8 protein-coding genes are annotated in these 12,119 nt (G+C 65.9%); 3 read left to right on the top strand and 5 right to left on the bottom strand.

Features of this window, described 5'->3' with window-relative positions:
- Positions 1–12: 12 nt before the first annotated feature.
- Positions 13–1,386, bottom strand: a complete 1,374-nt coding sequence (locus LV28_RS35325; protein WP_048806355.1) for a sensor domain-containing protein — start codon at positions 1,384–1,386, stop codon at positions 13–15.
- Between the two features lie 635 nt (positions 1,387–2,021).
- On the opposite strand from LV28_RS35325, the gene LV28_RS35320 reads away from it, so the two are divergent.
- Positions 2,022–2,492, top strand: coding sequence for a VOC family protein (locus tag LV28_RS35320; RefSeq protein WP_023595853.1), 471 nt, complete (start codon positions 2,022–2,024; stop codon positions 2,490–2,492).
- A 24-nt stretch (positions 2,493–2,516) separates the two neighbouring features.
- On the opposite strand, the gene LV28_RS49365 is transcribed toward LV28_RS35320, so the two are convergent.
- From LV28_RS49365 to LV28_RS35305, 3 genes are all read right to left on the bottom strand, one after another.
- The gene (locus tag LV28_RS49365; RefSeq protein WP_069106829.1) at positions 2,517–5,600 is read right to left on the bottom strand and encodes a VTT domain-containing protein; all 3,084 of its coding nucleotides are present in this window, start codon (positions 5,598–5,600) and stop codon (positions 2,517–2,519) included.
- The gene (locus LV28_RS35310) at positions 5,601–6,257 is read right to left on the bottom strand and encodes a DUF4142 domain-containing protein (RefSeq protein ID WP_023595851.1); all 657 of its coding nucleotides are present in this window, start codon (positions 6,255–6,257) and stop codon (positions 5,601–5,603) included. It lies immediately after the preceding gene.
- Between the two features lie 87 nt (positions 6,258–6,344).
- Positions 6,345–7,763: a sigma-54-dependent transcriptional regulator gene (locus tag LV28_RS35305; protein ID WP_048806657.1), complete on the bottom strand. Its 1,419-nt coding sequence runs from the start codon at positions 7,761–7,763 to the stop codon at positions 6,345–6,347.
- A gap of 166 nt (positions 7,764–7,929) precedes the next feature.
- Here LV28_RS35305 and LV28_RS35300 point away from each other — a divergent pair, with 166 nt between their 5' ends.
- Complete coding sequence (locus LV28_RS35300) at positions 7,930–8,883, top strand: sigma-54 interaction domain-containing protein (protein WP_048806356.1); 954 nt, start codon at positions 7,930–7,932, stop codon at positions 8,881–8,883.
- Between the two features lie 349 nt (positions 8,884–9,232).
- Entirely contained in the window at positions 9,233–10,195 is a 963-nt protein-coding gene (gene dapA / locus LV28_RS35295) for a 4-hydroxy-tetrahydrodipicolinate synthase (RefSeq protein ID WP_048806357.1), read from the top strand.
- Positions 10,196–10,211: 16 nt separating this feature from the next.
- Here the strand turns inward: dapA and LV28_RS49505 are convergent, their stop codons facing one another.
- Positions 10,212–11,849, bottom strand: coding sequence for a methyl-accepting chemotaxis protein (locus LV28_RS49505; protein ID WP_069106828.1), 1,638 nt, complete (start codon positions 11,847–11,849; stop codon positions 10,212–10,214).
- Positions 11,850–12,119: the final 270 nt, after the last annotated feature.

The raw sequence follows: 12,119 nt of genomic DNA, 5'->3' as shown, positions 1-12,119 counted from the left end.
CGCAATGACGCTTTACACCAACCGTTCGAGAAAGCTCGGGCCGCCCGACTTACGCTCGGACTTGTTCGCGTACATGCGCTGATCGGCAATTCGAATGAGTTCGCTCATCGATTCGCCGTCGTCCGGGAACACCGCCACTCCCACGCTCACTTTCACGCCCACCCTCACGCTTCCGGCGGCATTGTCAACATCGATGGCCTGCTCGATCTCGGCACGCAAGCGCGTTACCGCGAAGTCGATGCGCTCGACGATCTCGGTGTCCTGGAGAATGGCGACGAACTCGTCGCCCGAGTAGCGCGCCACGAATCCGCCCTCGCCCACGACTGCCTTCATGCGTCCGCCGATTTCGCACAGCAGCCGGTCGCCCACGGCATGGCCGTGGCTGTCATTGACGTCCTTGAAGCCGTCGATATCCGCGAACAGCAGCGCGAGCTTGCCGTTGGTGCGTTGCGCGCGTCTCACCGCCTCGCCGACGAATTCCCCGAACGTGCGACGGTTCGGCAGTCCGGTCAGCTCATCGAACCTCGCCGCGTGATAGAGATCGTCGATGAGCTGCTTTCGCTCGATTGCCAGCGCCGTCTGATCGCAAACAAAGGCCAGCAGACGCTGCGCGGCGTCGACCTGCAAGGCTCCCGCCGGACCGTAGATCATGAGCGTGCCTACCGCACGCCGCGCCGTGACCATGGGCAGCACGACGAGAGCCGGACGCTTACCCTGCTCATTCCCATCAGGCAAGAACTCAATGGCACGCACGGACGAGATCGCCTCTGCCGCCGCCCCGGGGTCGGCCTCGATCAGTCGCCACAGCGGCTGCTGGCCGTGCGTCGCCTGCATCGATAGCGCGCGGGCCTGAGACCAGTCGAGCAACGCAACGTTGGCGCTTTCGCGGTATTGGTACGCCTTTTCCCACGATGCGATAGCCGCGTCGCAAGTCCCCACGACCATCGCATCGACGGGAAACAGCGTGGACAGGGTGTCATGGACGGCCCGGCACAGGGAGCGGATGTCGGCCGCGTCGTGAGCGGCCTCGGAGATCGAGTAGGTTGCCCGCTGCATTGCCTCGGCATGCTTCCTGGCGGAAATGTCGCGCGCCACGCCAATGCGCAGCCCGTGGGCTTCGGACCAACGGGCGGACCACATGATGTGCACATAGTGGCCGTCCTTGTGCACGTACCGATTCTCGAATCCGATTCGGGGAACGCCCGACATGACGCGTTTCGATTCCTCGATCGTTCGCTCCCGGTCTTCCTTCGCAACGAATTCGAGCATCGAACGCCCGATCAGCTCCTCAGGCGCGTACCCGAAGATGGCAGCACTCGCCGGACTCACGTAAACAAGTGTGCCGGTGCGATCGACGAGAAATACGGCGTCCAGCAGCAGCTCCATGCAGCTCGCCAGAACGTCTTTTGTTACGAATTCCATTCATTTCGAACGGACACGAAGCGCTCGCCGATCTCCCGGCGATTCCAATATGTGCACATTACAGCAATATGTTGCCTATCCGCCCCGGCCCGTGTTGCTCAAGAAATCGGTTGTTTTATGCTCGGATTCGCCCGAATCCCGAAATCGAATTCGGGTGATGACGCCGATTGTCACTTGAGCGATTCAAATTGGCAATCACAAAGATTCGCCCCGTGGCGACCGTACCACGGGCCCCGAGACCTGTGCCCGCGCGAAGAAATATGCGCTTTTGATTCAACATTGATTCACATGTTTTCGATAAATCCATTGGATTGCGAATTAAAACATTTTCTGGCTTCCACTCAGACGTATCACCGCCACAATGCGACCGTCCGGGGAAATTCCAATACCTGACGCTCAGGACGACGACGCACGATCAGGCGTTGGCACGGCTCCATAGCGTCGCCGCGCCACGCGCGTCGCGAACAGCGGCAATCCCGTTTTCGACACCGATGGCATGGCGTCCTACCCGATCCTGCGCGGGTCGACTAGGATGGAGGCGGGAAGATCGATATTGCGGGCCTGCCGCTCGTGCGAGCGGCGCATCAGAGGAGACTGACATGACGAAGCTCGTCACGTGTGTTTGGTTCAACGGCGACGCGCGCGAAGCGGCCGAATTCTACGCCGCCACTTTTCCCGACAGCCATGTCGACGCCGGTCACCGCTCGCCGATCCCCGGTGTCGGCAAGGGCGAGGAGCTGACGGTGGAATTCACGGTGCTCGGCCAGCACTTCGTCGGCCTGAATGGCGGTCCGGAGTTCACGCCGAACGAAGCCGTGAGCTTCATGGTGCTCACGCAAACCCAGGAAGATACCGACCGCTACTGGAATGCCATCGTCGGCAACGGCGGTACCGAATCGGCGTGCGGCTGGTGCAAGGATCGGTGGGGCTTCTCCTGGCAGATCACACCACAGCGACTGCTCGATCTCGTGACGCATTCGGACACATCCCTGGCACGACGGGCCATGGAGGCCATGATGACGATGCGCAAGATCGACATTGCCGCGCTGGAGCGTGCCGTGGCCGTCTGACGCGGTGTCCTGCCGTACGAGACGTCACCGGCGGGCGCAGTCTCGGCAGACACGCACGAAGGCGTCGTCGGACATGGCGGTCGCAGGATCCGACCATGCACAGGCATCGGCTCGCGCGTGAACCACGCTCCCACGCGGCGCCGTCGTGCGCAGCGTGGCGACCATCGGCAAATGATCGGAAGCGCGCCGGGCGAGCGGCGACGCGTGGCGTCGTACCGTGCGCAGATGGGCGCGCGGCGACGTCCATATCCGGTCCAGCGCAAGCAACGGCCAACGCGACGGGAATGTGGCCACGTGTGGCGCGCGCTCGAAATACCGGTGTAGCCAGCGCAGCGGTCGTCCCCAGAGAAACCACTCGTTCACGTCGCCCAGCAATACGGTCGCGGTGCGCGGCTGATTCGCCAGGCACTCGAGCAGACGACGCACCTGCTCGCGACGCTCGCCCGGGTGCAGTCCCAGATGCGTGGCGATGACCCGCAATTGCATCTCGCGACCCTGCGCGTCATGCCACGCCAGTGTCGCGTCGATCGCACCACGCGGCTCGCGCCCCGGCACGCTCAGGTCGATGTGCCGCACCGCCACGGGCGCCAGGCGCGTCACGATGGCGTTGCCGAAATCCATTCCCGCACGCGTGAGCGTCGGTCCGGGAATCACATGCATGCCACGGCCTTCGGCCAATTGGGCCAGCATGCCTACGCCCGTGGCGCTCGCTTCCACTTCCTGCAAGGCCACGATATCGGCGTCGATCTCGCCGAGCACGCCAGCCACGCGTTCCGGCGCGTGGCGACCGTCCGTGCCGACGCCGCCATGCACGTTGTAGCTGGCAAGCGTGAGCTCACGACTCACCGCCTCCGGACGGGCATCGCATCGAACCGGCGCGCGCATCGTATCCGTCGCATGGCGCGCACCGGCGCGGGTGGCTGCGCCGTCATCGTCGCCAGCACCTCCCATGCGTCGCCGAAGCACGACGACGCCGATGCCGGGCAACACCAGCACCGCGGCCAGGAGCGCCGCGGTAAACCCGCTGGGTCGCTGCGCGAGGGCCGCGACGCGATCGACCAGCGCGGCGGCCACGAGTATCCCCGGCGACATGCCGATCAGCGTGCCCAGCAAACAATCCCGCAAGCGAATACGTGATGCTCCGACGACAAGATTGACCAGCGTGAACGGCGCCAGCGGCATCAGGCGCAGCACGACCATGGCCAGCAATCCGTGATTGCCGATCTGCCGGCTAAGGGCATTCAGGCGACGTCCGCCCAGACGCCGCACGGCGTCTCGCCCCGCCACGCGTCCGACCCCGTAGCCGGCGACCGTCCCCACGGCCGTCCCCATCAAGGCGTAAACCGCCCCCATGACGGGTCCGAAGACAATGACCGTCACAACGATCAGCACCGTCACCGGCACCATGATGAGCGCGCCCCCGAGATAGACCGCCATCATGACGAGCGGCGCAAACGGCATGCGATGAATGTGCTCGACGATACCAAGCACGCGACGCACGTCGGCCCACTCGCGCAGCGGCGTGTAACGCCAGGCGAGCGCGAGCCCGGCGAGCACGAGCAGCAGCACGACCTGCGCCGTAATGCGTCCGATGAGCCGTGGGCGCGCCCGCGTGGCGATGACCGTGCCCATCACGTTCTCGAAGTCGATGGGCTCCGTCGGATCCAGCACGACCGGGCCGGGCGACGCAGCATCGTCGGCCTCGCTCAGTTCGGGCTCGAAGGCCTCGAGCGTGCGCATGCCGGGGCGATGCAGGACCTCGATCGCCGCATGCAGCCCTTTATCGCGCGACAACGCGAGTGACACCGATGACACCGGCACATCGAGGTGTTCGGCCAGCAATCGATCGCGGGCGCGGGCAATGCCGGCGGCAATGCGTGCGTCCCCGTTCGCGGCCACCGCCAGATTGCACTCCGTATCGAGCGCCATGGAACGGTTGTTGAGATTCGCCGAACCGATGACGAGCAGCGCGTCGTCGACCACCATCACCTTGCTGTGCACGTTCACGCAAGCCGGGGCGATGCCCGGCACCTCGGGGCAATACAGGCGGAAACGTCCGGTGGGGTCGGCCTCGCGCAGCCGCCGGTACAGGCGTGCACGCAGCACCCCCATGCTCTGCTCCTGCAACCACCCCGTCTCCGCGCGCCGCGACACCACGGCGATGTCGGGGCACCCGGGCGTCGCCAGTCGCGCGCTGAGTGCATCGCCGATCGGGGTCGCGGTGAAATACTGGTTCTCGAAGTAGAGACGGTGGCGGGCGCTGGCGATCGCATCGAGATACAGTGCCTGGATTTCCTGGACTGCGGGTCGCCCGTCAAAGGCCGGCGCCGTGCGCGAGATCGCGACCTCAACATCGGTCAGATCCGGCGCCACGCTGGCCGGCCATGGATCGAGCGGCGCGTAAGGCGCGTCGCGCGCGTCCCTGAGGCGCAGGTCGACGTGGATGCCCGTCGCGCGATGCCAGCGATCTTCCGCGAGTGTCGCGAGCGCCTGCGCGGCCGGTCCGTCCACCATGGCGTGAACGTCGTGGAACGGCGGATACGCGAGGCCGGACGGATCGCGTCGCCCCGGTTCGTCCGGCGCATGCCGCGATGTATCCCAGCGACAACGGGTGAGGTCGAGCCCACCGACGAAGGCGAGCCGTTGATCGATGACAACGATCTTCTGATGGTGCGAGGCCCCCGTCGGATGATTGCCGTCGAGGCGAAAGCTCAGCCGGCGGTGCGTCTGCCAGTCGAGCTTGACCGACGGCAGCCACTCGCGCTCGAGCGCATACAGCATGGCGAAGTCCCAGCTCAGACCGTAGATGTGCAGCCCCTTGCGGCGTCGCACCAGCGCGTCGAGGAAGTCCCGCAAGCCCGACGGGAAGCCGTCGTCCGGCCCGTTCGGCGTGAGTTGCATCCGGCTGTCGATGTCCCACCCGAGAATGAACACGGTGTGACGCGCCGCGCGCAGCGCGTCGCGCAGCGCGCTGAAATAGGCCTCGCCATCGACCAGCATGCGCATGCGGGACGCCGGCGCGATGCGCCAGCAGTTGCGGCCCTCACGCAGCAGTGCCTGCTCGTCGGGCGCCCCACCCGAGGGCCCATACGTTCGTGAGTCCTGCACTTACTTCCCCATCTCGACCTTGGCGGACACTTCGCGCGCCTCGCTCAAGTGATGACGCAGTGTCGGCAGGGTTTGCTGCGCGAAGGCGCGCAAGTCGGGGTCTCGCCCCTTCTCCGCTTCCGACTGGAAGAGCGTGACGGCCCGCTCGTGCGCATCGGGTCCGGCCAGCGCCATGTAGGCGACGTCGAACTCGCGTCCCGTCTTGCGCTTGAGCGCTTCGATGTCCGGGTCGACGGCAGCGTCGTTGGGAACGCTCACGCCTTTCTTCGCGCCCAACCGGCGCAGTGCCTCGTTGGTCTTGCTGTGATCCGAGACCATCTGTTGAGCGAAGCGCTTGACGGCCGGGTTCGCGGATCGCCGCACGGCAACCTGACTGGCCTGCACCTCCGATTTTCCCGCCTTCTGCGCCTTGTCGACGAACTCGACGTCCAGACCTGCCGTCGGTTGCGCCGTGCGGGTCGCGGCCGATTTGCCATGCGTGACTTCCTGCCCCGCCGTCAGTCCGGCCTGATCGGTGCCGCCGTCCTGCGCCGGCACCCCCTTGGGCAGCTCCTGCGCCACGGCGAGCGCACTCGCCATGAGGGCAACGCCTGCGAACGACGCGCCTGCGGCGCGCATACGGCTGACCTCCTGTCGTGAACGATGCAGCGATTTCATGGTTCCTCCCGGATGAGCACATTGGTCTATCCCCTTGTCACGTCACGCCGCGATTCGCGCGTCGACACGACGTGCAGGGTGCGTGATTCATGTCGTCGTGCGTAGCTGGGCAAGGCGCGCGTACAGCGTCTTCAGGCTGATGCCGAGTTGACGCGCCGCGCGCGCCTTTACACCCCCACATTGCGCCAGCGCCCCGAGAATGACTTGGCGGTCGAGCTCGGCCAGCGGCGCGTCGAGCGCGATGTGCGTCAGTTGGTCGCGTACGGGAAATGCGGCAATCTCCGCCAGGATCGGCGGCGGCAGCGTGTCGATTTCAGGGGTGGCGGTGAGAATGCGCACACGCTGGACGAAGTTGCGCAGTTCACGAACATTGCCCGGCCAATCATGCTGCGACAGCGCCGCCAGCGCGCGCGGCGTGAAGTGCATGCGCACGCCATCGCGGTCGCCGGCCTCGTCGAGCATCGCCTGCGCCAGCAACGCAATGTCGCTGCCCCGCTCGCGAAGTGGCGGCAGGGTAACCGGAAACACGTTCAGCCGATGGTAGAGGTCGGGGCGCAGCTTGCCCGCCTGCATGGCCTCATCCGGGCGGACGTTGGTCGCGGCGACGATGCGCACGTCCACGGCGATCTCCTGTGTGCCGCCAAGACGTGTGAGCCTGCCCGTCTCGAGCACGCGAAGCAGGTTGACCTGCGAGGCGAGCGGCATTTCGGCGACTTCGTCGAGAAACAGGGTGCCGCCATCGGCGCGTTCGAAAAGTCCCTGGTGCCGACGTTCAGCGCCGGTAAAGCTGCCGCGATCGTGACCGAAGACCTCGCTCTCCACGAGGTTTGGCGCGATCGCCCCGCAGTTGACTGCCAGAAATGGGCGGTCGCGCCGCTCGCTGAGATCGTGCACGGCACGCGCGGCCAGTTCCTTGCCGGTGCCCGATTCGCCGGTGAGCAAGACCGCGGCGTCGGTCGGCGCGACACGCGCGAGGGCATCGAAGACCCGGCGCATCGCATCGGACTTGCCAAGCATGCGCCCCAAAGCTGTTGGGTGATCGGTCGAGTCGGTGCGATCCGTGTAGCTCCATGTCTTCCCGGCGGTAGCGCGAACACGATCCCGCCCAGGGACGGGTTCGGACGCCCTCACCATCCATTCGCCCGCGCGATCGCGGTCTTCAGGCAATACGAGGTAATCGCGCGCGCCGCGCCGCAGCGCTTGCACCGCGCTCTCCCACTGCGGACGCGCCGTGCACATCACGACATCGAGATCGCGGCGGTGCGCCCATCCGTCGAGCACATCGAAGCCACTGCCGTCGGGCATCTCCAGACCGGTCATCACCAGTGACGGCAACGTCCGGGCAAGGCACGCATCCGCGTCGGCGAGCGTGCCCGCCCACGTGGGTGGCGGCATGGTGGATGGACAGATGGCGTACAACGTGTCGCGCGTCACCTTGTCGGGCCCGACCAGCAAAATCGGCGACCGGCAGGCAGCTTGTCGCAACGCGTCGGAATCGACTGACATGGCTCCTCCGTAGGGCGGCAGATGGCTGTTCGACTGCGTGATCCGCGATGCCGTTCGGCATATCGCCATCGAAACTTCCTATGCGGCACGCGATCCGACTACAAAATTTCAATGTCGATTTCGAAAGCGTGCGGGATATTCGCGGCGCACTTCACGTCACACAGGAATGACACCTCAGCCTACCCACGCGGCCACGGCGGCACTGCTCGGCGACTCCGAGGCGATACGTGCGCTACGTGCACAGATCGATCGGGTCGCGCGAACGTCGTTGAGCGTGCTGATTCTCGGCGAGAGCGGCAGCGGCAAGGAACTGGCCGCGCGCGCCATGCATGCGGCCAGCGATCGCCGTGACGGGCCGTTCATTGCCGTGCCGTGTGGTGCCATGCCCGCCGATCTTGCGGAGTCCCAATGGTTCGGTCACGAGCGCGGCAGCTTTACGGGTGCGACGCAGCGTCGGCGCGGGGTCTTCGAAGCCGCGCATCGGGGCACGCTCTTTCTCGACGAGATCGGCGATATGCCGCCTGCCATGCAAGTCAAATTGTTGCGGGCACTCGAGTCGGGCGTCATCGTGCGAGTCGGGGGCAGTGACCCCATCCCCGTCGACGTGCGTGTCATCGCAGCCACACGCCACGACGTGCTGCACGCATTGCGCAACAAGGGGCTTCGCGACGACCTGCTGTACCGTCTTGCGGCGTTCGTGCTGCACGTGCCCGCGCTTCGGCATCGGGAAGCCGACGTGGACGCGCTGGCCAGAGCGCATTTGCGTACCCTCAACGCGCGTGCCCGCACGGCCAAAACGCTCTCGCCGCAATCAATGCGTCGGCTCGGACAACACCACTGGCCGGGCAACGTGAGAGAACTGCACCACGCGATCGAGCGCGCGTTCATTCTCGCGGACGACGTGCTGCAAGTCGCGACCGATCCGGTCTCGCCCGCCATCCCCGCGGTACTCGACGGCACCGTGGCGTTACCCCGCGAAATCAAGCTGGCCGACGCACAACAGCACTTCATCGCCGCATCGCTCGCCCATCACGCCGGCGACAAACCGGGCGCCGCCCGCTCGCTCGGCGTGAGCCTCAAGACGCTTTACAACCGCCTGGCCGCGATGGGCCAACGGTGACACGCCACAGGTCGACGCGCTTGACGTGACACGCGCAAAGCGGATAGAGTCGCTGCATGACAAATTCGCGCCTTTGCTTCCCGCAAGCCTTGCACGCTGTCCCGATGGGTCAGCCGGGTGCGTTCGTCAAAAGCAAAAAACAGTCGCTCAACTGACCGGAGCGTGCTGTTCCGTCAGTTGAGCGACGGAACAGCCACGTGGACCCGGCAGTCCCGCACAGCGCCCTGCGCGCGCCTGCCTCGCACTCCCCGCGTATCTGAACTCCTCGTCGCCCTGCTGCGCGGTTTCCGTAAGGGTCATCACGCGTTCGCGGCTCGCTTAGCCGCGCGTTGCGTCCTGGGAGACATTCATGCACGTCGCACAGCCTCACCTCGCGTCCACGGCTTCGGCCACATCGTCGACATTGCGCGGCATCTGGCTGCCACTTGTCACGCCATTGCGGCGTGATGGAGCCGATACCGCCGTCGATCACGCCGCCCTGCGGCGGCTGGTGGCGCACTATCGCCACTCCGGCATCGCCGGTCTCGTCATCTGCGGTACCACGGGCGAGGCCGCCGCGCTCGACGATGCCGAGCAACTCGCCGTATTCGACACCGTGCTGTGCGAAGCCGGCTCGCTGCCGGTGATCGCCGGGCTCGCCGGCAACCATCTCGGCCACACGCTGGCGCGACTCGACGCTCTCAACGGTCTGCCGCTGTGCGGTGTGCTGAGCCCGGCACCGTACTACATCCGGCCGTCGCAGGCGGGCCTGCTCGACTGGTTCCACGCCCTGGCCGACCGGTCGCGCGCGCCGCTGGTGCTTTACGACATTCCCTACCGCACCGGCGCAACGCTCACGCTCGACACGCTGCTCACCCTTGCCGGCCATGACAACATCCAGGGGATCAAGGATTGCGGCGGCAATGCGCACACCACGCAGGCGCTCATCGCCGATGGCCGTCTGTCGGTGCTGGCCGGCGAGGACCACCAGTTGCTCTCGACACTCGCCATGGGTGGCCACGGCGCGATCATTGCGTCGGCGCATTGCCGCCCGGCTCACTTCGCCGCGCTCTACCGCGCCGTGCGCGCGCAACAGCTCGATGTGGCACGCGTGCTGTTTCACGCGCTCATGCCGGTGGTAAGGCTGCTCTTCGCCGACGCCAATCCCGCCCCGCTCAAGGCGTGGCTGGCGCGCGAAGGGTTGTTGGAAGACGTGCTGCGAGCGCCGATGGCGAATGCGTCACCGGCGCTCGCGCAACAGTTGGTGGATGCCGTGGCCGCGATCGACGCCGCATTCGGCGCGCAAACGTCCGCCCCGGCAAACGCCGCCTGACACGTCGCCCGCGACCTCAGGCGGCGGCGCGCTGCGCGATGAGCGCGCCGGCACCTGCCGGGGTCTCGCGACGGGGCTCCGGCAACGTGGCAACTCGGGACAGCCCGACGTCGGCGTCGACGCGGAACTTCGACGTCTCGCTCACGAGATCGGCGGCCTGCTGGCGCATATGCTCGGCGGCGGCGGCAGCTTCCTCGACGAGTGCCGCGTTTTGTTGAGTGACCTGGTCCATCTGCGTGACGGCCTGGTTGACCTGCTCGATACCGCGAGCCTGCTCGTCGCTGGCGGCGGCGATTTCGGCAATCAGTTCGTTCACGCGGCGCACCGACACCACGATCCGGTCCATCGTCTGCCCGGCGACTTCCACCCGCGAGGTGCCATCCTGCACCTGCTGGATGGACGCGGCGATCAATTCGCGAATGTCCTTGGCGGTGCCCGCCGAGCGCTGGGCCAGCGTACGGACTTCGCCGGCCACGACAGCGAAGCCGCGGCCCTGCTCGCCCGCGCGCGCCGCTTCGACCGCTGCATTGAGCGCGAGGATGTTGGTCTGGAATGCGATGCCCTCGATGGCGCTGATCATGTCGCTCATGCGGGCCGAGGCGCTGGCCATCGCCTGCATGGTCTCGATCACGGCCCGCACGCTCTGCGCTCCGGCATCGGCAACGCCCGACGCCTCTTGCGACAGGCGCCGCGCCTGCATTGCGTGCTCCACGTTCTGGCGCACGGTCGAGGTCAGCTCTTCCATCGACGCGGCCGTCTGCTCGAGCGAAGCCGCCTGCTCTTCGGTGCGTTGCGACAAGTCGGTATTGCCCTGCGCGATCTCGCGCGCGGCGTTGTCGATCGCGCCCGACGCGCTCTGGATATTGCGCACCAGGCGGCTGAGCTGGTCGATCGCGGTGTCGAGCGAGGTCGCCATCCGGCCAATTTCGTCGGTGCTGTCCACGCGGACACGATAGGTGAGATCGCCGCGCGCGAGTGCCGTGGCCCCCTCGGCGGCGGCCTTCACCGGACGCGTGACCGAGCGCACGATCGCCAGCCCCGCAATGACCGACAGCACCACGGACGCCAGCAACGTCAGCATCAGCCACAGCCGCGCGGAGGTATAGGCCGCATTGGCGTCGGCAGCTTCCTTCGCGCTCACGGCCTTGCCCACGCCCATCAGGTCGTCGAGCGGCGAAAAGTAAGCAACCTGAGCCTTCTGCATGGGCCCCATCAACTCTGCCTTCGCCTGGGCGAAGTCACCGCTGCGCACCAGTGTCCTGATCGTGTCGAGCTCTTTGCTGTAGACCACGTTGGCCTCGGTCAGGGAGCGATACAGCGCCTTGCCCTTCTCCGTGTAGAACATGGTGGCCATGCCGGCGATGCCCTTGTTGTTGGCTTCGCGCAACTCGTCGATCTTGGCCAGGCGGGCGTCGATCTGTGATGCGTCGGCCGACATCACGATGTCGCGCAAAATGACCGCAACGTGCGCCGCACGATCCTTCAGATTGTGGAATTCCAGAATTTTGTGGTTCAGGTCGGAGACGATGAGCTGCGTGTTCGCATCCATCGTCGACATCTTCGTGACCGCCACCACCGCCACGACGAGCAGCATGACCACGTTGAGGGAAAAGGCGGCGATAAGCCGTTTGCTGATACTCAGATTCTTGAACATTGCCTTGCGCGTCCAGCGATTCGTCCTGCGTGTCGAGAAAGATCCCCCGCCTGACTCGCGCGGCGGATCTCGTTCGATACCTTCCCCGGTACCTCTGACGAGGATTAACGAATCGTTCGCGGGAAAACTTGAGCCGTTTCAGGCAAACCTATGGAATACCCTGAAACGCCCGGTCCGCAATGTGTTTCACAGGTGAAAACGTCGATCCACGACGCACAATGCGCGCATGCAACAGCCCGAATGAACGGGGCGCCGACGCGTGCACAGGCT

Source organism: Pandoraea pnomenusa, from assembly GCF_000767615.3.
Lineage (GTDB): Bacteria > Pseudomonadota > Gammaproteobacteria > Burkholderiales > Burkholderiaceae > Pandoraea > Pandoraea pnomenusa.
Note: the sequence above shows the minus strand (reverse complement) of the source record. Positions and strands in the feature narration are given on the sequence as shown.

What these genes read in the sequence shown, in the direction of transcription:
- LV28_RS49505 (WP_069106828.1), bottom strand. Translation starts at nt 11,849, where the DNA reads ATGTTCAAGAATCTGAGTATCAGCAAACGGCTTATCGCCGCCTTTTCC.
- LV28_RS35305 (WP_048806657.1), bottom strand. Translation starts at nt 7,763, where the DNA reads ATGTCAGTCGATTCCGACGCGTTGCGACAAGCTGCCTGCCGGTCGCCG.
- LV28_RS35300 (WP_048806356.1), top strand. Translation starts at nt 7,930, where the DNA reads ATGACACCTCAGCCTACCCACGCGGCCACGGCGGCACTGCTCGGCGAC.
- LV28_RS35325 (WP_048806355.1), bottom strand. Translation starts at nt 1,386, where the DNA reads ATGGAGCTGCTGCTGGACGCCGTATTTCTCGTCGATCGCACCGGCACA.
- LV28_RS35320 (WP_023595853.1), top strand. Translation starts at nt 2,022, where the DNA reads ATGACGAAGCTCGTCACGTGTGTTTGGTTCAACGGCGACGCGCGCGAA.
- dapA (WP_048806357.1), top strand. Translation starts at nt 9,233, where the DNA reads ATGCACGTCGCACAGCCTCACCTCGCGTCCACGGCTTCGGCCACATCG.
- LV28_RS35310 (WP_023595851.1), bottom strand. Translation starts at nt 6,257, where the DNA reads ATGAAATCGCTGCATCGTTCACGACAGGAGGTCAGCCGTATGCGCGCC.